Origin of the sequence: Spirillospora sp. NPDC047418, from assembly GCF_040643275.1 — a bacterium.
GTDB lineage: Bacteria > Actinomycetota > Actinomycetes > Streptosporangiales > Streptosporangiaceae > Spirillospora.
In genome coordinates this window covers 151,728-173,107 of sequence record NZ_JBEYTW010000001.1, presented here as the reverse complement: position 1 = coordinate 173,107, position 21,380 = coordinate 151,728, and the positions used below count along the sequence as shown (strand labels likewise).

Genomic DNA, 21,380 nt, shown 5'->3' with positions numbered 1-21,380 from the left:
GCGTGCACCTGCCGCCCGCCGCCTATTACGGCCCGCGCAAACCCAACGAGCCGTTACACGGCGCCTCCCCGCCGTGCGACCCTGCCCCCGCACCCCGAGCGCCACCCCGCAAACTCGCCCCCAGACCCGACCACGCCCCGCCACCCGCACGCTGATCACCCACTCCGCGCCACCACCGCGATGTCAGAGAAGGCCCGCGCCGCCGCATGGTCCCGCGCCAGGCTCGCGGCCAGGTCGGCGTCACCGAGACGCGCCCAGCTCGACCCCACGTACCGCCAGTCGCGCATCATCACGGCCCCCGCCTCCTGTTCGGCCGCCGCCCACGGGTCAGGCCCCGCCCACCCCGCACGGTCAGCCCGGCCCCGTGCCCGCTCCGTCCGCCACGCCCGCCGGACCGCGCCCAGCGTCGCCCGAGTGACCGAATACCATCGGCTCTTGGTCGCGAAGTGCCCGCCGAACCCCAAACCGTGCACGTGTTCGGCCAGCCGCAGGCCCGCACACTCCGGCCGCCCCGCCAGCCGCAGGCACTCCGACACCAGCAACCCCACGTGCGGGTTATCCACCCGCCGCAGCACCCGGCCCGCCGCACGAGCCGAGAACCGCCGCGCGGGCAGCCCCCCGAACGTGTCCGCCGCCGTCTTGGTCGCGTACTTCGCCAGATACGCCGCCGCCCGCGCCGGATCCGACACCGGCGACACGTCCAACTGGCCGCCCCACCGCGCACCCGCACCGACCCGGCCCCCGGTATCCGGAAGCCGCACGACCACCCGCCCGGCCGCGTCCCTGATAGCCGCCTCCAGCGCCGCCGCGTCCGCCCAGTCCGGAGGAGCCACCACCGCCGACCGCGCATCACCGTCCACACCGTCGAGACGGATCACCGCGTGCAGATGCACCGCCCCGCGCCGCTGATACTCCGCAACCTTCACGTACGAGACCCGCAGCAGTGCGCGGACCGCCCGCACCGTCACCGCCGCCCCCGTACGCTCGGAGGCGATCCGCGCCAACGCCCGGTACACGTAGATCACCGTGCGGCGCCACAACTCCGGCACCGCCGCATGCCACAACACGTGACCGGTGTAGTCGTAGCAGTCCCAGCACAACGGACGCCCCACCACCGCATCACCGGAGTCATGACGAGCGTCGCACCACGCCCGCACCGCATGACGGCACACCAGCGCCCCCACCCGCGCCCGGCACGGACCGTCCGACGTGGCGCGGTGCACCGCCCCGAACGAAGGCGCGGTGAACGTCGCCAGCACCGCCGGATGCCCCGCCACCGACGCCGGAACCGCATCCACCCGCCCCGCCAGACGCGGCGCACGCCCCCGCAGACCCGCCGCGATCAACTGCCAGGTATCCCGCCGATACGTCTCCGCACACGACGGACACACCGCCGCCCGCCGATCCCCGCACGCCAGCAACAACGTTCCATCCGGTTCGCCGACGCTGGACCACTCCGCCCGCACCTCACCCGTCCGCGGGTCCACCACACTCGCCCCGCCCCGCACCCGCACCGGCCGGGCACAGTGACCCGTGTGCGCCACCTGACGCGACCACGCGCCCCACGCCTCAGCGTCACCGACCCGCGCCAGCATCCCCGCCAGCACCCCGCCCCGAACCGCCCCACAGACCGACGCAGCACCGCCGCCCCGAACCGCTCCCGGAACCGCTACCGCCGCGACGCCCCGAACCTGTTGCCGTCCCCGCATCCCCGGTCACCCCCGCACCCGAACAGACCCCGTACAGCCAATCTGCTCGGAACCCTTGCGGAAATAACCCCAACCCCTTACGCTGCACCACTTGACAAAACACGTTCCCGCAGCGCCCAACACATGACCCATGACCGGATCCGGCCATAAATATTGCGCGCCATACTTCGGGTCTGCTAATGGAGAACCACCCAGACCCGGCCGGGCAGCGGCCCCCACGCCGACGACGCCTTAGCTGGAAATGCGCAACGGCGCCGGCTGAACTCCCTACCGGTCGCCCCTACGGGGTGGCTACGCCATTCGACCGGCCCCGACCCTGCAACCACGGAACGGGGCCGCGGCCCTTCACCACCTCGGCCCCGCCCCGCTCACACCCTCAGCGCCCAATACCGCCGATCACGTTCTTTCCCGTTGATCGGCCGCCCTCGGTCACTCGCCCTGCTCCACCTTCAGTAGTTCGTCCCGTCCCTGCCCGAGAAGATGCCGAGCGATCGACAACCCATCGCGCCCGTGCAGCACATGAACCGAGGCCCGCTCCATCAGGTCCATGCTGGACCCCTCGCGCCGTTCGGTGACCTCGCGCTCCCTGATCTCCTCCACTCGATCCGCTAGCGGCCCGAGCAGTTGCCACAGCAGATCAGCCGTGTCCGCGACCGACTCCAGCGCCGCACCGACCTCAGCTAAGGTCAGCCCACCAGCGCCGCCGCTCATCACCCGCGACGCCTCCCCGGCCCGCTCCAACTGCACATCCAACGCCCGTTGAACTCGATTCGCCGGTACGTCCGTCATCCGCGCTCCCTCTCCCGAACTGTCACCATCACCGGAACGCGGCAGCCCACGGCACCGCGCACGCGAGCCGCCGCGTTCCCTGGTTCCGGGTTCTCAGACCCACGCCCGAGCGGCGCACACCCGCGCGGGATCGAGCCGCATCACGATCGCGTCATGGTCACTGGCGGTCGCAAGCCGCTCGTAACCCAGCAGCGCATCCCGCAGGTTGCCGGTCACGTGGAACTGGTCCACCCGCACCCCGCCACCGGTCGCAGCGCGCAGCCCCGGCCGCCCGCCCGTCTCGGCCAGATGCGCGGCCACGTCCACCAGACCAGCCGCCGCCAGCACCTCACCCACCGCCCGGTTCCCCCGCCACGGCTCACCCGGCGACGAGCGCGGCAGACACCGGGCACTGCGGTTGTACGGCTCGGCCGCCGCCCAATCCGGCTCCGCATCACCCAACGGCAGATAGTTGATGTCCCCGCCCAGCACACCCCGCGCCCCGTACCGGTGCAGCCGCGCCACCATCCGCTGCGCCTCCTGCGCCGCAGCCTGCGCCGAGTACGCCGTCAGATGCGCCGAGATCACCGTCAGCCCCGGCTCATCCTCGGCCGCATCCACATCGGCCAGCACCGCCACCCCGTAACCGTTCTCGGCCAGGTGCGCGTACTTGGTCTCATGATGACGCCAGCACAACACCTCCGGCTGAAACGCCACCGCCGTGTGACTGTCCACCCGCGACGGCGCCACCAGGAACCGCATCGGCCAGCCCCGCCACTGCAACGACCGCTCCGCCGCCGCATGCAACCGGGGGTCACGCCCCCAACCCGCCAACTCCTGCGCCAGCAGCACATGAGGCCGAACAGCCGCGATCACGTCCGCGATCGCCCCCCACCGATCCACCGGACGCCCATCACTGTCAGACCGGCCCCCGTACTGAGTGTTCAGACTCATCACCGTCCACGGCTCACCCATCACGCCCCCGCCCCGGCACCGCTCCAACGCGGGCTCAAGCTGACCCTCGCCCAGACCCATTTCCCGCGCGGCTCGGTCTCGGTCACCCCGCACTTTTCCGCTAGCGCCTCAACAATCGGCAGTCCACGGCCCCCCGTGCCGTCGTCATAGCCCGGTTCCAGCGACTCAGCGTCCGGGGTCGAGTCACCGGCCACTGCCCCCAACGCGCGCTTGCGCACAGGCAGGGCACCCGAGGAGTCCCACACCGCCAACAGCACCGAGCCCGGCTCACGCGTGAACATCACCCGGACCTCGGCGTCGTCCGGCGTGTGCTCCACCGCGTTCGTCACCAGCTCACTAGCGATCAACTGCACGTCATCGCACAACCGCGCCAGCCCCCACGAGGCCAACCGGTACTCCACCAGCGTCCGAACCTGCCCCGGAGCCGTCCGCGACGCCAGACACGTCATGTCCAGCTGGTTCGAGATGTCGGTTTCCACGCTCAACAGGCTCACCTCCTGCTCGACTACCCATGGCTAGAGTCGCCCTCAGCCCCTATCGTTGGCTAGGAGAGTTCAACAAATGCGACTGCCGGAAGGTGACCATGCGCGCACATCCACCCTTTGATCCGGACGGTAACCTGTGGGACTACATTGCATTTGAGCTGCGTAGACACCGTCACGACCGAAACCTTTCGCTCGCTGAAGCTGGAGCAATCATCGACCGAGATCGTTCTCTAGTCGCACGTGTTGAATCAGGAGATACCAAACTTCAGAGCGCGCACGCGATCAAGCTCGACACCGCTTGGAACACCGGTGGTCGCTTTCAGCGCTTGGTCAACTTCGCGAAGGCAGGCCATGAGGTCGAATGGTTCAAGACTCACTTGGAGCACGAGGCCAAGGCTTCTCACCTGCGGATATGGGAACTCGGCTGGATCCCTGGCCTGTTCCAGACGGAAGGCTATGCCCGAGCGATGTTCGAGGCGTCCGGTGTCGAAGATGTAGAAGAAGGGGGAGCCGCCCGGCTCGGCCGTCAGACCTGTCTCCAGCGCAAGCCGAGGCCCCGAATCTGGGTGATCTTGGACCAAGGTGTCCTAGAGCAGCCCGTCGGAGGGCCGGAGATCATGCGGGAACAGCTCTCCCACCTCGTTGAGCTGGCTCGTCAGCCCAACATCACGGTGAGGATCGCCCCCAGGGACGTGGGTGCCCATGTCGGTCGAGACGGCTCGTTCAAGATCATGACCGTGGACGGTGGCGATGTGGTCTACACGCTTGCCCCAGGCGGTGGGCGACTCGTCCAAGATGCAACTGAGATACCCTCATACCGGGTTTGGTACGACCTCATCGGGGACGTAGCCCTACCCAAAGACGCATCATTGCGCCTGCTCATAGACACGATGGAGCGGTATTCATGACTATCTGGAGGAAGTCCAGCCGTAGCGGCAGCACCACGACTCAGTCTGACTGCGTTGAGGTTGCTCAGCTCAACGGGGCTGTTGGCCTCCGGGACAGCAAGGCTGCGGACGCTGGTCACCTCACCGTCTCAACGACCAGCTTCGCCGAGTTGGTTGCCCGTGTGAAGCGGAACGAGTTGGATCACTGACCCCTCTGCGAGCGAGCCCCGGCCCTTGGGTTGGGGCTTTGCTGTGTGAGGATTTTCCCTACGTAGGTCAAGGCGCGCGGCGCACCGCCGCGCGCCTTCGCGCGTGAGGCACCCCGGCCGGATGGACCAGGATCAGACGGGATCGTTGGCATCGGACGTTCGGGCGGGCACGAGACCAAGACGACCTTCGGCCGCCTTGGCTCGGCCCGCCGACGCCTTGACCGCGTCCCGCCGCCCTGCCCACTGCGTCGAACCCCCAGCACGGCCCGCTCCCACCGGACCCGCCCCCGACACCCGGTGTCCGCTCAACGCCCCAGCAGGCGCGCAAAGGTGCCGCTTTAGGGGTTCCCAACCAACCCCGACCCCCACCCCTTACAACGACCCGCCTCCGGCGTAGGGCTCTACCCGCAAGAGCGTGCGCGGCACGGTCAGCGCGCTAAGCCACCGTCGCGCAGACCGGGCACAGCGGGCACCCATGCAGACCCCCACAGGGCCGAGGTAGGTGCAGGGTCGCCGGGCACGGGCTTGGGCGGGGACCCCTCCGGCGGGCCGCCCCCGGCCGATATCGGGCAGCCCCCAAGGGCGCCCGGAGCCCCGGAAGGCTAGCAGCCCGCCGCCCCGCCCAAGCCCGCGCCCGGCTCCCCACAACAGCACAGGCCAGCACACGGAAAGAGCCGCACCGGCACCCACCCGAGCCCGCGCCGCTGGACCGGCAGCCGCCACCACCCCACGCACCCACCGCACCGCGCGCGAGACGGCCGCCGGCACGCTCCCCACCGCGACTACTTGGCACCCGCACCCGCACCGCGCCATCCTGGAGACGAACGCCAGGAGGGACCAGACCCGATGAGCGAAGACTTGGCCGCCGTCATCGCCGAGCAGCTAAGGCGATCCGGGCAGACCAGCACCGTCTACCACTCGCCCGACGAGCGCGACCGCCTACGCGCCGCCGGACGCCAAGCAGGACGCAAGTTGAACCGCCCCGTCCGCACGTTCGACACCGCCGCCCGGCATCCACGCTGCGACGCCGACCAATGCGGCACAGTCCTTATCGCCGTCACCGATTGGGGCACCAACCCCCTAGAGCGCCAGCTCAGCGAGACCCGCGCCAACAAGGCCATAGACCGCGCCCTAGACGGCCCGTAACCAGCGACAACCGTTCCGGGCCATGGCCCGCAGATGGCCCGCGAACAGCGAGCACCAGCGGCAACCAGCGCGCACCAGTGAGACAAGATCAACGCCAGCACCGGACGCCGAGCACCCGAAACCGCAGGTCAACCCGCATCCCCGCACGTCAACGGGGCGGCACCCGATCTCCCGGATACCGCCCCGTTAGAGCACCGATTCACCTGCGGCGTGTTGTTGTTATGCGGGCGCTTATAACAACAACACGCCGCAGGTCAACGACGTGGTGGCCCGGTGGACGTTCGTGGGCACGAACCTCGGGGCTGCTGCCAGGGCGGCTGCCGTCTTCGGCCTCATCGGCGCAGCTTCCGGAGCAGTCGCTACCCCTGCGAACTTGCCGTCCATCAGGAACGGGCTCCGAGGGCATGGGCGATCGTCTCGGCGGTCTCTGCGGGGGAGTCGGGCGTGCCGATCGGTTCGCCGGTGGGGGCCCAGGTGAACATCCAGGTCCCGGCGATGAAGTCGGCGCCGATCTCGGTGAACCTACCGGGTGACTCGGTGTTGATCACGTAGAGGACGGGTGTGCCGCTGCGTGCGACGATGCCGCACGACATTCCGCCGCGCTTGCGGACGGCCTCATCGAGAGCGGTCAGGAACGGGCGTCGTCCGCTCGCGGCCGTCAGGTGGTCGGTGGCCATCTTCGTGCTACCTCCCGTCGAGGGTCAGGTCTGAACTGCGGCTTGCGTGTGGAGTTGGAGAGCCCGCTACGGGTGCATGCGCGCCCAGATCCACTTGCCGCCGGCCGGGTCGGCGGTGACGCCGCATTTGGCGGACATGGCCTGGACGATGTGCAGGCCCCAGCCGCCGTTGTCGTCGAACGCCTCCGCCGACAGGTCGAGGTCGTCGAGGGTGAGTTCCTTCAGCGGCTTGGCCTTGGGGAGTTCGTGGTCGGCGTCCCAGACGGCGATGATGATCCCGAAGGCGTCCCGGCTGAGCTGGAGACGGATCTCCTCGTCCGGCGTCTGACGGGCCGCGTTGGTGACGAGTTCCGACACGATGAGAAGTGCGCTGTCGAGAATGCGGGAATAGTCCCATTTGCGGATTTGTGCGTCCGTGAAGGTGCGCGCTAGCCCCACTGCGGAAGGTGTGCCCATAAGGGGCATAACCGGCTCTGCGGTCGCCGTCATCGCCATCGTCCCGTCCTCGCCTGAGATTCCGAATTCCTATGGCAAGGATCACCGTGAGGCTCTACGGTTTTCTTGTGCGTATGTACAAGACCAAACAGGAGGCCTGATGCCGATCGTCCGTGACCCCATCGAACCCAAGATCTCTATGTGGCATCTCCTGGCCTTCTACCTGCGGTTTCTTCGCGAAAAGGAAGGTCTGTCACTCACGCAGTGCGGGAAGATCATTGGCGTTACTCGATCAACTGTTTCGAATATCGAGGCCGTCCGGCAGCACCCGCAGGAAGACCAACTTGTAAAGTTGGACGGCAAATACGGCACGGGCGAGCTTTTGCAGTTTTTGCTCTGGTATGCCCGGAACGCACATGATCCGGACTGGGGGCGTCAGCTCGTCCCCCATGAGGAGCGGGGAGGGGCATTCAGGGCTTACCACGGGAAAACGATCCCCAGGCCGTTCCAGACCGAGGACTACATGCGTGCCCTCGCCATGGCCGGGACGCCAGGCGATGCCGATGACACCGTGGCCAGGCGTCTGGCTCGACAGCAGGTTCTACTTGATCGGGCTGAGCCGCCGTTCTTCTGCATCATCCTGGAGGAGGAAGTCCTCCGCTCCTGTGTCGGTGGCCCGGAGGTCATGAAGGGACAGCTCGCTCACCTCCGAGAGATGATGGATCTCCCGCATGTCATCATCCGTTTCGTCCAGCCTTCGGCGGGTGCTCACGAGGGCTTCGACGGTGCCTTCCAGATCATCAGTTTGGAGCGCCGCGACATCGCGTACGCGGGTGCGCAGTACGGCGGGCGGTTGATCGAGGCGCCCGGCGAGGTGAGGGATCTTTGGGCTAGGTTTGACCGCATCGGCGCAAAGGCCCTCTCTGAGGATGCTTCGCGCGTTCTTGTCGAGCAGTACTTGGAGCAGTACACATGAACGTCCAATGGCGGAAGAGCACCCATAGCAGCGGGGTCAACGACGAAGACTGCGTTGAGCTGGGGCGTCTTTCGCCGGGGGTTGGGATCGGCGTGCGGGACAGCAAGGATCCGGATGGGGGGCACCTCACCTTGTCCGTTGCGCAGTTCGCCGGTTTGATCGAGCAGGTCAAGCGGGACCCGGCCCGCTGACCGTCCCGTCGTGTCAGGCGGCGACGGGGCGCTCGATGTAGGGGCGCAGGGCTGCCTGGAGTTTCTTGGCATCGGGTTCTTGGAAGACGGCGCCGCCGGAGCCCGCCTTGTAGACCGCCGGGCACGATTCGGCGCCCGGTACGTCGATCCGGCCGACCGGCTTGGCGGTCTCGGCCTCGTACAGATGGACGATGTACGCGGCCTTCAGCAGCGCGACTTTCGTCGCATGGTCAGGGTCGACCGGAGTGCCCAGGAAGTGCGAGTACAGGCATTCGCGGATGTCCTTCCGCGGAACGGCGGTGTCCTGGTAGACGCAGGCGACCAGTTGGGGGCCGGGGGGAGCGCCGTCCTGGCCAGGCTTCCACTGTTCGGGGACGTCCACGGTCCCGACCCGGGCGTACCGCAGGTTGAACGCCACCGGATGCGGGCCGTCACCTCGATAAGGCTCGCTCTCCACATAACGGGTATCGGACCGTGCTCCGCCGCCGGGACGCTCGGGGCAGAACTCGGACTCGGACGCCAGGGGAGCGGACGAGTCGTCCAGCATGCCCGCCAGTTGAATGCCGCCCAGGGTCGCCGCGACGCCGATCCCTAGGACGGCGAACGCCCAACGATCCGATCTGCGCATGCCGACCATTCTGCAGGAGACGAGATCGTCCAGGTCGCGGCAGTGCGCACCGAGTACGCGGCCACCCACCCGCTCATACGCGGCGCGATGGGTGGTGGCCGAACCCGCTACGGGGCCGACGGGATCGGTGCCCGGTTACGCGGTTTCGGTGTCCATGGGCGGGTGACCTGCCCTCTCGTGGGCGCTTCGGTGCCGGCGGGGCCGCGGGGGACGGGACGGTCGGCGTCGAGGTAGGCCAGAACCGCCAGCACGCGCCGGTTGGCGTCCTCGGACTGCGGCAGCCCGAGCTTCCCGAAGATGTTGTTGGTGTGCTTGCTGATCGCCTTCTCGGTCACGAACAGCGCCGACGCGATGGCGGCGTTGGAGCGGCCCTCGGCCATCAGGCCGAGCACCTCCCGTTCGCGTGGTGTGAGGCCCCGCAGCGGTTCCTCGCGGGCGTGCCGGCTCAGCAACTGGGCGACCACGTCCGGATCGAGCACGGTGCCCCCGGCGGCCACCGTCCTTACCGCGTCCACGAGCTGGCTCACGTCCGAGACCCGGTGCTTGAGCAGGTAGCCGATGCCGCCGTTGCCGCCGGACAGCAGCTCCCGCGCGGAGAACTGCTCCACGTGCTGCGACAGCACCAGGACGGGTAGGCCGGGGATCTCCTCGCGGGCCTTCAGCGCGGCTCGCAGCCCCTCGTCGGTGAACGCCGGCGTGAGCCGGGCGTCCACCACCGCCACGTCGGGACGGTGCGCGGTCAGGGCCCGCAGCAGCGACGGCCCGTTGCCGACGGCGTCCACGACCTCGATCCCGGACGCCTCCAGCAGGTGGGCCAACCCCTCCCGCAGGAGGACCAGACCCTCGGCGAGGACGACCCGCACGGCCGGTCCGGCGGCGCGGTGACCGGCCCGGTGGCGCCGTCCGCCCGGATGGCGGGGCGCTGCCGCGCGGCCCTCGCCCCGAGCCGGGTGCCCGCAGCCGGGGACGCGCTCCTCCCACGGCAGTTCGGCGACGACGGCCCAGCCCGAGCCCGCCTGCGGACCCGCCTGGACGGTCCCGCCGAGCGCACGGGCGCGTTCGCGCATGCCGACCAGGCCGTGGCCGCCGCCGGGCGAAGCCCTGGCCGCGGTTCGGGTGCCGTCGTCGGTGATCGAGAGCCTGAGCGTGCCGGACCCGTAGCGGACCTCGACGGTCACATGCGCCCCCGGCGCGTGCCGGGTGGCGTTGCTGAGCGACTCCTGGACGATCCGGAACGCCGCCAGGTCCACCTCGCCGGTCAGGGGGCGGGGCGTTCCGACGACGGCGCTCGACACCAGCAGCCCCGCACCACGGGCGGCGCCGACCAGCTCACCGAGCCGGTCGAGGCCGGGCTGCCGCGCGCCCGCGTCGCCGGCGCGCAGCAGCCCGACGATGCGGCGCGTGTCGGTGAGCGCGGCGCACGCGGCGTCCCGCGCCGCCTCCAGCGCCTGCCTCGCCGCGTCCGGCAGATCGGGGACGCTCCGCAGCGCCGCCTCGGCCCGCACGAGAGTCAGGGACATGTGGTGCGCGACGGTGTCGTGCAGCTCAAGGGCGATGCGAGTGCGCTCCCGCGCCACCGCGCCGGAGCACCCTGATGTCGGCGGCGGTTTCGACGGGATCTCCGTGACCATCGGGATCTCCTTCGCATGAGAGCGGGGGCTTCTCCGCGGCAGCCCGTCCAGCACCGCGGCGCCCATGGCACGGCACGGACCGTGCCGTTCAATGGTCAGCGTGGCGCACAGACCGGAACCTGTCAACACGGCACGTGCCGTGCCGCTAGAGTGAACGGCATGACGACCGCCGTGCCGCCCGGCCCGCCGGACGCGCCGTCTGCCTGGCGCAGCGGCGTCTCCGTTGGGGGCGCGTCAGCGGTAGTGGGCGGCGACGGTGGTGAAGGCGGCCTTCGGCTCCCAGGGCATGTCGGGGTAGGTGGTGCCGTGGCCGTCTTCCAGGACCTTGACGATCCCGTAGCTCGCCAGGTCCAGGTCGTTGCGGGGATCACCGCCGGGGCGGTGCGGGTGGTCGTAGAGGGCGAAGATGAACACGAAGGCGCTGTCGACGCCTTCGGCCTCGAAGACGTCCAGTAGCTCGCTCAGGTACGCGGCCTGGCCGGCTTCGTCGCGGTCGTACTCGCCGTTCAGTCGGACGGGTGCGCCGGTGTCCTCGTCGTACTCGACGATCTCCAGGCCGCGGGCGCCCACGTCGCCGGCGCCGCGGAAGCAGGAGGAGCCGAACTCGGTGATCGCGACCGGCTTGCCCTGCGCGACCAGTGCGCGGACGCCTCCGGTGAACTGGTCCGCGATGTCGGCCGAGCGGTAGAGGTCCATGGAGACGATGTCGAAGGGCGTCCAGTCCATGAAGTCGAGTTGGACGGCCGCGTAGGTGATCCGGCCACCGAAGCGTTCGCGGACGAGCTTCACCGCGTCGCCGAGAAAGGCGTTAACGCGGCCACTGACCTCGGTGATCAGCTCCCGTAGCCGCTCCGGCCGACTCAGGAGCCCGACCCGCTCGTCCAGGGAGTCGCCGGGGAGGAAGCCTTTGTTCATCAGGCTCAGCTCGGCGCCCGTGACGAACACGACCTCCGCTCCCCGCTGCCGGAGCCGTTCGGCGCGATCGGCGCAGTCGGCGAAGAGCGCCAGCATCTCCTCGGTGGTCAGTTCCAGCGGGTAGGGCGAGAACCAGACCTCCAGGCCCAGGTCGGCGGCGAGCGTTGAGGCCAGTTCCAGCCGGTCGGGGTCGCCGCCGCTGATACGGACCGCGTTGCAGTGAAGGTCGTCCCGGATGATGCGCAGTTCGCGTTCGGCCAGTTCCGGATCGAAGCGTTCGCGCGAGTTCCGCCCGTCGCGGATGAAGCCGGTGTCGTACGTGATGCCCTTGGCGCGCATGCAGAGGTGTCCTCTCTTCGAGTTAGGGTACTTACCGTACCCTAGTTGCCTCTTATGCAAGGGGGGCGCCAACCTTGGCGAGGAACGGACGGTACCGAATACGGGACGAGGGCATGGCGGACGATCCGACGAAGCGACGAGGCGAGGGGCAGACGCGGCGCCGTGGCGCCGTGCTGGAGGAGGCGCTCCTCGACGCCGCCGTCGAGGAGCTCACCGAGTCGGGATTCGCGGGCCTGACCATGGATCGGGTCGCCGAGCGCGCCCGCACCAACAAGAACGCGATCTACCGCCGCTGGCCGAACCGCCTGGCCCTCGGCATCGCCGCCTACCGGCGGCTGGCCAAGAGCGTCCAGCCGCCCGACACCGGCGATCTGCGGGCCGACGTCCTTGAGCAGCTCCGCCGGGCGAACCGCCACTGGAGTTCGCCGCTCGGCTCGATCCTGCGCGATCTGATCGCGGCGGCCGGCGGGGCGTCGGAACTCATGGCGCAACTACCCGACCAGTCGGCCGATGCCGTGGCGGCCTCCTGGCTGAGCATCCTCGGACGTGCCGTGGCGCGCGGCGAAGCGTCCCCGGAGGCGCTGCATCCCCGCGTCGCGACCGTGGCGATCGTCCTGCTCCGCAACGAGTTCGTGGTGCGCGGCGTCCCCACGGCCCCGGACGAAGTCCTCATCGAGATCGTCGACGAGGTCTACCTCCCCCTGGTCCGCCAACGCGGCACACTCGCCGGTTGACTCTCGGATCGTTCCGAAAAAACCTTGAAGATTGAGTTCACAGCTTCTAGCCTCCACGGCACTGATCGTTTTCCCTGGGGAGGACGCATGAGTGCGAGCGCAAGTGGCCGGTGAGCAACAGCCGCGAACGGCGCGAGGCGAAGCGGCTGATCATGCGCCGCATTCAGCAGCGGCATTCCGAACGGCGGCGAAGGGTCAACGGGCTGTAAGAGGAGGGGAACCCGCGTCCCCGAGACCGCCGGTGAGAAGGGCGTGCTCGAAGGCGGCCCGCTCGTGGGCGAGTTCCGACCAGTCGCCGGGGGCTTCGGCGACATTGAGGCAGTCGGCGCCGGAGAGGTCCCAGATCTGCGACTCGACCCATGTCAAGTGCCGGTACTTGAGCGGGGCCATGGACTGGGAGCCGAAGTCCCAGCCGACCGCCGACACCGGCCGCCCGGAGAACTGCTCGCGGGCCCGCTCTGCGTAGCGGGCCCGCGCGACCGTCTCGGGATGGAGGAACGACAGGTCGAAGCCGTTGTCTCCCAGGCCGAACGCCGCGAGACCGTACAAGAACGTCGCCTCGATGCCTCGGCCGGTACAGAACTCGGCGATTCTCATGGCGCCCACGAGCGTCCCCGCATAGGAGATGACGAAGACGCGCCGGAGCGGATGGACGTCCAGGAAACGGCGCAGCGCGGTGATGATGGTTTCCCCGGACGCGACGGTGTCGCCGATGAGCAGTGTTTCGGCCGGCGCCTCGAAGCAGCAGTACGGTACCTCGATGCGGGCGGTGCCCTGGGCGACCGCCGTCCGCGACGTCGCGATCAGGTTGGTGGGCAGGTTGCGCCCCGTCTCCGCCGATACCGCCTCTGCGAGCTGGTATGTCAGGCCTTTGCTCAGGATCACCAGTTCCGCGGTCTCGTCAGGGCTCAACTCGTCGGCCAGATGGGCGATGAAACACCGGCTGGAACGGAGGCACGCCCGGCGGAACTCGGCCCCCATGAGGTTGCGGTCGAAGAGCAGTTCCTCAAGAGGGTCGTTGTGGACGAGATAGAGCCGTGGGCCGCCGTCCCCGATTCGTTCCGCGCTGCTCCGTTCCAGCTCGGTGATCACGGTCAGCGTCCCAGAGTGAGCGACGGCTCGTTGAGGCGATCCAGAGCGGCCAGCATGGGCGGGTCGCCGGGCAGGACGTTGTCGCGGTACTCCGTGATGGCCTCATCGAGCCAGCCGGGTATCGGGGGCGTCTCACGAGCCTTTCGCGGCGCCACTTCCGGAAGTAGTTCTCCGGCGGTCAGGAAATCGTCGACGACCGCCGAGGCCAGTGCGGCCACGTGCGGGTGGACGTAGTCGCGGACGAGGACGCCGCGGTATTCCAGCTCGTCCGCCCGGTACTTGGAGTTGCGCGGAGCCACCACGATGATCGGTGTACCGAGGAGGGTGGCGGCGGTCATTTCCACCCCGATGCCGATACCGCGCCGTTCCCGGGCGTCCACGACGACCGCCGTCGCGACCATCACCTGGTACATGTCGCGGCCGAACTGCCCGAGGGTGTTGGTCGGGTCGGTGATCGGGTCGTCCGGGTTCAGGAAGACGACCTCGTGCGGTGCGGCGCCTTTGGTGACCTCCAGCCGCTCGACATCGGACCAGCACAGTTTCTTCTCGTCCGCCACGCCCTTCATGATGGAGCCGGAACAATATATGGATATGGTCATCGATCGTCTCTCCACGGTGCCGTTTCGGTGAAGGTGAGACCGGCCAGGGCGCCGGCCACGGCTTGCACGTTCGACTTCGCTTCGGCATAGGTGCCGGCGAGCCGGAAACCTCGCGATCCGCGTGCCGCCAGGACGGCCATCCGCAACGCGTCCAGCGAGGATTCGTTGTAGGCCCGGTCGATGACGAGTCCGAATCCGGGCAGGGAGCGCAGTCGCAGCAGTTCGTCCCATGCGGCGATGCGGTGGACGAAATCCGCGATGCCGAGCCAGTGCAGCACCGTGTCCAGCCGCCGCGCGGAGGGGAGCCTGCCGGCCATGCCCGCCGACCTGTGGCCGAGGCCGCAGGCCAGGTCCCCCGCGGGGAGATCCGTCAGGATGGCGGCGTCCAGGTCGAGGAGGTAGCTGCGCAGGTAGGCGCGGGAAAGGAAGAAGGCGAGCGACGTGCTCTCGGCGGGAGAAAGGGGCACGGGCAGCGTGTGTTCCACGAACCGCGCGATGAACGCCTGCCCTTCCAGCCGTTCGGGAGTTCTCGCGAGCAGCCGTTCGGCGCGCCCGCGCGGCCGGTGCCATCTGTGCGCGGTCCCGCGCGCGATGCCGTGCAGTTCACCGCCGGGCCGCAGCGCCGCACGCCACAGTTCGCCGATTCCGGCGGCCGTTCCGCCGCCGTGCCGAGGCGCCCAGGAGAAATCGGGATCGGCGCAGATTCCCCGCAACTCGGCGCGACGGTAGGGGTTGTGCCGGTCCTGGCGATACTCGTGAACCTTCATCTCCCGGTAGTCCGCCAGGTCGGGTACCGGGGCGACATAGCGGAGGGCGCCCGCCCGCACGAGCGGCTCCAGGCACCCGAGGAAGATCGGATACCAGGGAATCTCGAAGATGTAGGACGCGGGAATGAGGAGGTGCCGCTCGGTCAGGAGCAGGGCCAGCCGTGTGGCGTCCAATGCCTGGGTCAGCATGAGCGCCGCATGCCGTTCACCGGCGTCGATGCCGTAGCACGCCAGGATTTCGGGATTCGTGTACTGGACGAAGACAGGGCGGTCGCGATCGACGGCATCGCTGTGGGCGGGGGACGGGGGAGACGATCTGCCCAGCACCGCGGTCACATAGATGTCGCGGGCCGCGACGAACGCGTCGCGTCTCGCCCAGACCTGGTGGGCGGGCACCGGATGTTCCAGCTCTTCACCCATCGTCGTCCAAGGTCAGGGATATGTGCTGGTCCCGGCCCGCGATGAACGCGGTCCGCCCGGTCGTGATGTTCTGCACGACGTGCACGGTGTCGGTGTCCGGCAGCGACGCCCGGACCTGGCCGACGAAATCCCGGAGCTCTGCCGAGGCGTCCACGTGCTCGGCGAGGAAGGCCGTCAGCATGGCCGTCCACCTCGCCTGTTCGGCCGCCATGACCGCCTGCTGCGGCGGCGTCTGCCGGCTCACCCTGCCCGCCGACTCCTCCAGTTCCCGGGACAGGTCGGTCTCGGCGGGTTGCGCGCCGCGTCCGACGATCCGGGTCAGGCGCGTTCTCGTGGAGCTCCAGAAATCGGTGGTCATGGCCTCGACGAGGGCCGCCGCGACCGCGCCGGCGAGCCCTGCCAGCGCGGGATCCATGTCGCTGTACCTTCCCAGTCCGTCGCGGCCGCCCCGTGTCCCTAATTCAGGCCTCATTATGGGACGGTAATCGCGAATCTTCCAGGGCTATCGCGCATAAGGAAGGTCGCGGCGGGGGAACACTCACCTTCATTCCGGTCACAAATAGCGAGGTTTCCGGATGTACTGCGCAGGCCGGAACCCGAACGCGGTTCGCCTCGCGGCCGCCGTGCCTGCTGAAACGGACAGGCGTGGACGTGTCTGCTTTCGGAGTCGCTGTCCATAAATGTGTACACCTGTGGGTGTGTCAGATTTCATGCAGAGACGCAGATCACGGCCGGAAATTCTCAACGAATCGGCTGTTCGGCGTTTCGGTCGCAGACGGTCCAGGGATGGCCGACATCGGTCGTGCGGAGGCTCCCAGGGCCTCGAACGGGACGAGAATGTCGGCGGGGTGTGGTTGTGCAGCTTGTACACGACATCGACAGGTGCGGAAGCGCGGCGCGGGCGAGGACGGCGGCGGGCTGTTCCCACAGCCGGGAGACGTGCAGCTCTCCCGGGTCAAGGGCGAGGACGCCAAGGCTCTCCGCGAGATCGGGGCGCAGGGGGAGAAGGCCGCGAGTTGGCGTCCGTTCCAACTCGCCTGCGCGGTCCGGGCGACCTCGCCCCGGTGGCGCGCCGCCCGGCCGACAGTCCTGGGCGGCGCGGGCGGAAACCCGGTCCGGCAGGGCTCGGCCTGGAAGGGCCGCCGCCGGTTCGCGGGGCCGGCGGGCTGATGCGCGGTCAGCCGGGGTTGGTGGTGGTGTGGGGGAGGGCGACGGTGGAGAGGACGTGCTGGGCCGGGGTTCCCGCGGGGGCGTAGAGGAGGAGGGGGCGGCCCGGGGCGGCGGTGCGGGTGCCGGCCTCGTGGAGGACGGCGACGCCGGCGCTGGCCAGGTGGGTGACGCCGGTCAGGTCGACGGTGAGGGGGCGGGTGCCGCCGCGGGTGCGGAGCTGGAGTTCCTCGCGCAGCTGGTCGGCGGTGGCGGAGTCGACGGGGCCGTCCACCCGGATGCGCGGGGCGCCGGCGGAGGGCTGGTCCAGGATCAGCAGGAGCTCCGGGGGGTTGCGGGCGGGCGGCGCAGGGGCGAGGTCGTCGGAGGCCGGCAGGCGGGTGGGGCGGAGCAGGCGGTGCCGGACGGTCGCGGTCGTCCCGGACGGTCCGGTGTCGACGCGCAGCTCGTCGACGAAGTCGCTGGCCATGGCGAGGCCGCGGCCCCGGTCGGTGTCGTGGCGGTGCTCCAGCCAGCGTCCCCGGTCGGACACCTCGATCTCGACCGTCCCGCGGCTCGTGGAGTGCGCGTGCAGGCGGATGCCGCCGGCGGACGGGCCGTAGGCGTGCTCGACGGCGTTGGTGATCAGTTCGCCGATGCCGTGCCGGAGGAGGACGACGTCCTCGGCGCGGGCGCCCAGGTCGTACAGCCATGCGTCGAGAGCTTTGCGGGCGGTGGGGATCGCGGCGGGCTGCGCGCGCAGGTCGAGGTGGAGGGGCGGCGGCGGGGCGGTGCGCTGGGCGGCCAGCAGGGTGATGTCGTCGGTGTGGCCGGTCACCCGGACGAGCAGTTCGAGGGTCTGCGTGGTGAGGCGGTCGACGGTGGCGAGCCAGTCCTCGCGGAGCGCGCGGCCGGCGGCGATCTCCGTGGCGGCCTCGGCGAGTTCGATGGTGCTGGCGGGCAGGTCGAGGCCGGGGCGCTCGATGATGCCGTCGCTGTAGAGGAGGAGCTGGTCGCCGACGTCGAGCCGGTCGTCCAGCAGGGGGAACGCCGAGCCGGTGCCGAGCGGGCCGCCGCCGGACGAGGGCAGGTAGCGGGCGTGGCCGCCGGACGGGATGAGCAGCGGCGGCGGATGCCCGGCCGTGCAGTAGGAGACCCGGCCGTCGGCGGGGTCGACGGCCGCCACGCAGACCGTCGCGGCGCGGGCCGCCGGGAGCCGGGCGGCGAGCCGGTCGACGGCGGTGAGCGCCTCGGCGATGTCGCCGACGTGGTCGAGGTGGTCGTGCATGACGGCGCGGAGCTGGCCCATCGCCGCGGACGCCGCGACCCCGTGCCCGACGACGTCGCCGATGACCAGGGCGGCGCGGCCGTCCGGCAGCGGGACCGCGTCGAACCAGTCGCCCCCGGCGGTCTCGGCGCCGGCGAGCAGGTAGCTCCCGCCGACCGCGAGGCCGGGCAGGATCGGCAGGCCCGGCGGGAGGAGCTGCCGCTGCAGGACGCCGATGACGTCGCGGGCCTCCGCGTACCGCTGCTCGGCCTCGGCCGCGCGGCGCTGCGCGGCCTGCCGGTCGCGGACCCGCCCGGTGACGTCCTGCACGATCGCGACGAGCCCGGTCACCGTGCCGTCGGGGGTGCGGCGGGGCACGATGACGCAGTCGATGTAGAGGTCCTCGGGGGCCGCGCCCTCGCCCGGGTCGAGCTGGACGCGCCATTCGGTGATCAGCTCGGGGGCGCCGGTGATGAAGGGGCGGTCCAGGGCGCCGACGAGCTGCTGCCCGAGGACACCGGGCACGAGGTCGCGGACGTCGCGGCCGATGAGCGCGTCCCCGCGCAGCAGTCCCCGCCAGGCGGCGTTCGCCGCGACGATCGTGTGGCCGGGCCCCTCCAGGCCGACGACGGCGGCCGGGGCCGCCTCGAACACCCGCCGGACCGTCCGGGCGTCGCCGGTCAGCCGCCGCAGCCCTTCCTCGTCGTCCTCAGGGCCGTGCATGCAACCCCCATGCCTCGCCGCCGTGCGTCCGTTCTTTCCGTTTCGCCCGCATCCATGCCCGCCACCCCGAGGCAGCGAGACGTTGCCGTGCCCGATGCCAGGGCCCGATGCCAGGGCCCGACGCCGTGCCTGGTGCCGGGGCCCGACGCCACGCATGCGGGGCCCGAAGCCGCGCCCGATGCGGGTGATGCCGTTCGTGGGTCTTTCGAAACGCGGGGGACTAGGCCGATCGGACGTGATCGTCTGGTCCCGTTGCCCGAGGCGGGCTAACCGGCCGGACGGCAACATGAGGGATATGACCGCAATCGACCTCACCGGCAGGAACGCGGCACGCCCGGCCGGGCGGACGCCGGGCTGGGCCGCGCTGCTCGCCGCGTCCATCGGCCAGTTCCTCGTCGTCCTGGACATCTCCGTCGTCAACGTCGCCCTGCCCCATATGCGCGACGCGCTCGGGCTCGGCGCCACCGGCCTGCAGTGGGTCGTCAACGCGTACTCGCTGACGTTCGCCGGGTTCCTGCTGCTCGGCGGGCGCGCCGCCGACCTCTACGGGCGCAAGCGCGTGTTCCTGACGGGCCTGGTCCTGGTCGTCGCGGCGAGCCTCGCGGGCGGGTTCGCGCAGGACGGCGCCATGCTGATCGGCGCCCGCGCCGTGCAGGGGCTCGGCGCCGCCGTCCTCGCGCCGGTCACGCTGTCGCTGGTCACCGCGACGTTCCCGGCGGGCCCGGCGCGGACGAAGGCGATCGCGATGTGGACGGCCGTCGGCACGGCGGGCGGCGCGACCGGCGGACTCGTCGGCGGGCTGCTGACCGACTACCTGAGCTGGCGCTGGGTCCTGCTGATCAACGTCCCGGTCGGTGCCGCCGTCGCGGTGGTCGCCGCCCGCTGGCTGCGCGACGAGGGCCGCGCCGCCGGACGCGCCCGCCTCGACCTGCCCGGCGCCGTCCTCGTCACGGCGGGCGTGAGCCTGCTCGCCTTCGGCATCGGGCAGACCGAGGACCACGGCTGGACGTCGCTGATCCCGCTCGCCGCCGGGCTCGCGCTGCTCGGCCTGTTCGTCGCCGTCGAGGCCCGGACGCCGCAGCCGCTCATCCAGCTGCGGATGTTCCGGCTGCGCAGCGTCGCCGTCGGCAACCTCGCCACCCTCGTCACGACGATGGCGGGGTTCGCGCTCTGGTACTTCCTGTCGCTCTACATGCAGAACGTCCTGCACTACAGCGCCGTCCGGACCGGCCTGTCGTTCCTGCCGCACACCGCCGGCATCATCATCGGCTCGCGGCTCGCGCCCATGATCATGGCCCGGCTGGACGCGCGGCTCCTCGCCGGCGTGGGCGGGGCGCTGGCCGCCGCCGGGTTCGCCTGGCAGAGCCTCGTCCTGGACGCCGGTGGAACGTTCCTCGGCTCCATCCTCGGCCCCGGCGCGACCATGGCGCTCGGCTTCGGCCTCCTCATGACACCACTGGTGGAGGTCGCGACGAGCGGCGCGGACGACTCCGAGGCGGGCGCCGTGGCGGGCGTCGTCAACACGTCCCGGACGATCGGCGGGGCCATCGGCCTGACCGTCCTCGGCACGGCCGCCGCGCACGCCGGCCCGGACCTCGCGGACGGCTACTCGACGGCGTTCCTGGTCGCCGCCGTCATCACCACCGCCGGGATCGCCATCGTCCCGTTCCTGCCCCGCCCCCACCGGGACGTCCAGGACGACGACGGTCAGGACGACGGCGTTCAGGACGAGGCGGACGCGAAGGCGTGACGCACCGCGCCGGCCGCGACGACCAGCCAGGCGACGGCGGCCGGCCACAGCAGGACCTCGCCGAGCGTCCACAGCCACGCGATGTCGCACGCGCGCCCGGCCGTCAGCGCGCTCACCGCCGTCATCCCCAGCGGGAACACGGTCGACCAGCGGCGCCCGTCATAGGCGGCGCGCGGGCACAGGACCTCGCAGACCACCAGCACGGCGTACCAGGCGAGCGCCGCCGCGAGGACGGCCAGCGTCCCCGCCACCAGCGGCGCCGCCGGCCCGGCCGCGTGCGTCACCTTCGCGAACGCCAGCGCGGAGATCGACAGGCTGCCGCCCGCCACCCAGTGGTCGCCGGCCCCGCCGGCCAGTTCCGCGAAGTCGAACCGGGTCAGTACCAGCACGTAGAGGAGGAGGCCCAGGGCGAGCAGCGCACCGGCGGGCCACAGCAGCCAGCGCGCGTGCGGCCGCACCGCCAGCGACGCCGCGAGCACCGCCACCGCCTGCGTCGCGACCGTCACCATGTAGGCGGCGCCCGGCACCCGCCACCGCAGGTTCCGCAGGACCCGCGGCAGCAGCGCGGCCCACAGCAGCGCCGTGACCGCGAGCAGCACCGCGGCGGCCACCGGGCGGCCGATCATCGCGACGCCGTCGCCGAGCACGCCCGTCCCCGCCACGGCGGTCAGCGCGGCCGGCGTGGACGTCTCCTCACGCCACCGTGCGAGCCCGCCGCCGAACTGCCCGCAGAACGTCACCGCGAGGACGACCCACAGCGCCGCCGTGATCGCGAGCAGCACCCGTGCGGCCCAGGCGAACCCCGCGAGATGCAGCCCCACCGCCACGATGCCCGTCGCCATCGTCTCGGCACCCCAAGGATTCCCCGCCCGCCGCGCACTCACCAGTCCCTTGTACCCGTGATACGGACG

The 21,380-nt window shown here is 70.5% G+C and carries 23 protein-coding genes and 1 pseudogene; 8 read left to right on the top strand and 16 right to left on the bottom strand.

Annotation, left to right across the window (positions count from 1 at the left end; genetic code table 11):
- Nucleotides 1-155 precede the first annotated feature (155 nt).
- The 4 genes from ABZ806_RS00645 to ABZ806_RS00630 all read right to left on the bottom strand — a co-directional run bounded on the left by ABZ806_RS00645 (nt 156) and on the right by ABZ806_RS00630 (nt 3,931).
- Nucleotides 156-1,595 (bottom strand): replication initiator, encoded by a 1,440-nt coding sequence (locus ABZ806_RS00645; protein WP_500214274.1) that lies wholly within the window; start codon nt 1,593-1,595, stop codon nt 156-158.
- Between the two features lie 543 nt (nt 1,596-2,138).
- The gene (locus ABZ806_RS00640) at nt 2,139-2,498 is read right to left on the bottom strand and encodes a hypothetical protein (protein ID WP_500214272.1); all 360 of its coding nucleotides are present in this window, start codon (nt 2,496-2,498) and stop codon (nt 2,139-2,141) included.
- Nucleotides 2,499-2,591: 93 nt separating this feature from the next.
- On the bottom strand, nt 2,592-3,239 hold the full coding sequence (locus ABZ806_RS00635) for a hypothetical protein (protein WP_500214270.1): 648 nt from the start codon (nt 3,237-3,239) through the stop codon (nt 2,592-2,594).
- A 212-nt stretch (nt 3,240-3,451) separates the two neighbouring features.
- The gene (locus ABZ806_RS00630; protein ID WP_500214268.1) at nt 3,452-3,931 is read right to left on the bottom strand and encodes an ATP-binding protein; all 480 of its coding nucleotides are present in this window, start codon (nt 3,929-3,931) and stop codon (nt 3,452-3,454) included.
- 104 nt (nt 3,932-4,035) lie between these two features.
- Here ABZ806_RS00630 and ABZ806_RS00625 point away from each other — a divergent pair, with 104 nt between their 5' ends.
- The 3 genes from ABZ806_RS00625 to ABZ806_RS00615 all read left to right on the top strand — a co-directional run bounded on the left by ABZ806_RS00625 (nt 4,036) and on the right by ABZ806_RS00615 (nt 6,179).
- Nucleotides 4,036-4,845: a helix-turn-helix domain-containing protein gene (locus ABZ806_RS00625; protein WP_500214266.1), complete on the top strand. Its 810-nt coding sequence runs from the start codon at nt 4,036-4,038 to the stop codon at nt 4,843-4,845.
- Nucleotides 4,842-5,033 carry a DUF397 domain-containing protein gene (locus ABZ806_RS00620; RefSeq protein ID WP_500214264.1) on the top strand — a complete coding sequence of 64 codons (192 nt, stop codon included), beginning with the start codon at nt 4,842-4,844 and terminating at the stop codon, nt 5,031-5,033. The genes ABZ806_RS00625 and ABZ806_RS00620 overlap by 4 nt, the downstream gene beginning before the upstream one ends.
- Before the next feature lie 846 nt (nt 5,034-5,879).
- Nucleotides 5,880-6,179 (top strand): hypothetical protein, encoded by a 300-nt coding sequence (locus ABZ806_RS00615; protein WP_500214262.1) that lies wholly within the window; start codon nt 5,880-5,882, stop codon nt 6,177-6,179.
- 383 nt (nt 6,180-6,562) lie between these two features.
- Here ABZ806_RS00615 and ABZ806_RS00610 read toward each other — a convergent pair whose 3' ends face one another.
- Together ABZ806_RS00610 and ABZ806_RS00605 are read right to left on the bottom strand one after the other, a co-directional pair.
- Nucleotides 6,563-6,856 (bottom strand): hypothetical protein, encoded by a 294-nt coding sequence (locus tag ABZ806_RS00610; protein ID WP_500214261.1) that lies wholly within the window; start codon nt 6,854-6,856, stop codon nt 6,563-6,565.
- 66 nt (nt 6,857-6,922) lie between these two features.
- Nucleotides 6,923-7,312: an ATP-binding protein gene (locus ABZ806_RS00605; protein WP_500214464.1), complete on the bottom strand. Its 390-nt coding sequence runs from the start codon at nt 7,310-7,312 to the stop codon at nt 6,923-6,925.
- Nucleotides 7,313-7,451: 139 nt separating this feature from the next.
- Here ABZ806_RS00605 and ABZ806_RS00600 point away from each other — a divergent pair, with 139 nt between their 5' ends.
- The gene (locus tag ABZ806_RS00600) at nt 7,452-8,267 is read left to right on the top strand and encodes a helix-turn-helix domain-containing protein (RefSeq protein WP_500214259.1); all 816 of its coding nucleotides are present in this window, start codon (nt 7,452-7,454) and stop codon (nt 8,265-8,267) included.
- Nucleotides 8,264-8,458, top strand: a complete 195-nt coding sequence (locus ABZ806_RS00595; RefSeq protein ID WP_500214257.1) for a DUF397 domain-containing protein — start codon at nt 8,264-8,266, stop codon at nt 8,456-8,458. Before ABZ806_RS00600 ends, ABZ806_RS00595 begins: the two co-directional genes overlap by 4 nt.
- Nucleotides 8,459-8,471: 13 nt before the next feature.
- Here the strand turns inward: ABZ806_RS00595 and ABZ806_RS00590 are convergent, their stop codons facing one another.
- The 4 genes and pseudogenes from ABZ806_RS00590 to ABZ806_RS00575 all read right to left on the bottom strand — a co-directional run bounded on the left by ABZ806_RS00590 (nt 8,472) and on the right by ABZ806_RS00575 (nt 11,971).
- Nucleotides 8,472-9,086 carry a hypothetical protein gene (locus ABZ806_RS00590; RefSeq protein WP_500214255.1) on the bottom strand — a complete coding sequence of 205 codons (615 nt, stop codon included), beginning with the start codon at nt 9,084-9,086 and terminating at the stop codon, nt 8,472-8,474.
- 107 nt (nt 9,087-9,193) lie between these two features.
- Entirely contained in the window at nt 9,194-9,949 is a 756-nt protein-coding gene (locus ABZ806_RS00585) for a LuxR C-terminal-related transcriptional regulator (RefSeq protein WP_500214462.1), read from the bottom strand.
- Between the two features lie 126 nt (nt 9,950-10,075).
- A pseudogene (locus ABZ806_RS00580) lies at nt 10,076-10,717 on the bottom strand (sensor histidine kinase); the annotation flags it as partial.
- 234 nt (nt 10,718-10,951) lie between these two features.
- Nucleotides 10,952-11,971 (bottom strand): glycoside hydrolase family 113 protein, encoded by a 1,020-nt coding sequence (locus ABZ806_RS00575; protein ID WP_500214252.1) that lies wholly within the window; start codon nt 11,969-11,971, stop codon nt 10,952-10,954.
- Nucleotides 11,972-12,084: 113 nt separating this feature from the next.
- Here ABZ806_RS00575 and ABZ806_RS00570 point away from each other — a divergent pair, with 113 nt between their 5' ends.
- The gene (locus tag ABZ806_RS00570; protein WP_500214251.1) at nt 12,085-12,705 is read left to right on the top strand and encodes a TetR/AcrR family transcriptional regulator; all 621 of its coding nucleotides are present in this window, start codon (nt 12,085-12,087) and stop codon (nt 12,703-12,705) included.
- 195 nt (nt 12,706-12,900) lie between these two features.
- Here the strand turns inward: ABZ806_RS00570 and ABZ806_RS00565 are convergent, their stop codons facing one another.
- Genes ABZ806_RS00565 through ABZ806_RS00550 form a run of 4 tightly spaced genes read right to left on the bottom strand, consistent with a single transcriptional unit; the run spans nt 12,901 to nt 15,998 of the window.
- Complete coding sequence (locus tag ABZ806_RS00565) at nt 12,901-13,797, bottom strand: hypothetical protein (protein WP_500214249.1); 897 nt, start codon at nt 13,795-13,797, stop codon at nt 12,901-12,903.
- 2 nt (nt 13,798-13,799) lie between these two features.
- A complete protein-coding gene (locus tag ABZ806_RS00560; RefSeq protein WP_500214247.1) occupies nt 13,800-14,354 on the bottom strand; it encodes a hypothetical protein in 555 nt (184 codons plus the stop codon).
- A gap of 38 nt (nt 14,355-14,392) precedes the next feature.
- Nucleotides 14,393-15,583 (bottom strand): hypothetical protein, encoded by a 1,191-nt coding sequence (locus ABZ806_RS00555; RefSeq protein WP_500214245.1) that lies wholly within the window; start codon nt 15,581-15,583, stop codon nt 14,393-14,395.
- A complete protein-coding gene (locus tag ABZ806_RS00550) occupies nt 15,576-15,998 on the bottom strand; it encodes a hypothetical protein (protein WP_500214243.1) in 423 nt (140 codons plus the stop codon). The genes ABZ806_RS00555 and ABZ806_RS00550 overlap by 8 nt, the downstream gene beginning before the upstream one ends.
- Nucleotides 15,999-16,465: 467 nt before the next feature.
- Here ABZ806_RS00550 and ABZ806_RS00545 point away from each other — a divergent pair, with 467 nt between their 5' ends.
- Nucleotides 16,466-16,753, top strand: a complete 288-nt coding sequence (locus ABZ806_RS00545) for a hypothetical protein (protein ID WP_500214241.1) — start codon at nt 16,466-16,468, stop codon at nt 16,751-16,753.
- A gap of 7 nt (nt 16,754-16,760) precedes the next feature.
- Here the strand turns inward: ABZ806_RS00545 and ABZ806_RS00540 are convergent, their stop codons facing one another.
- A complete protein-coding gene (locus tag ABZ806_RS00540; protein WP_500214239.1) occupies nt 16,761-18,719 on the bottom strand; it encodes a SpoIIE family protein phosphatase in 1,959 nt (652 codons plus the stop codon).
- Between the two features lie 295 nt (nt 18,720-19,014).
- On the opposite strand from ABZ806_RS00540, the gene ABZ806_RS00535 reads away from it, so the two are divergent.
- A complete protein-coding gene (locus ABZ806_RS00535) occupies nt 19,015-20,469 on the top strand; it encodes an MFS transporter (RefSeq protein ID WP_500214237.1) in 1,455 nt (484 codons plus the stop codon).
- Here the strand turns inward: ABZ806_RS00535 and ABZ806_RS00530 are convergent.
- On the bottom strand, nt 20,442-21,353 hold the full coding sequence (locus tag ABZ806_RS00530) for an SLAC1 family transporter (protein ID WP_500214235.1): 912 nt from the start codon (nt 21,351-21,353) through the stop codon (nt 20,442-20,444). The two genes, ABZ806_RS00535 and ABZ806_RS00530, sit on opposite strands and share 28 nt — an antisense overlap.
- Between the last annotated feature and the right edge of the window lie 27 nt (nt 21,354-21,380).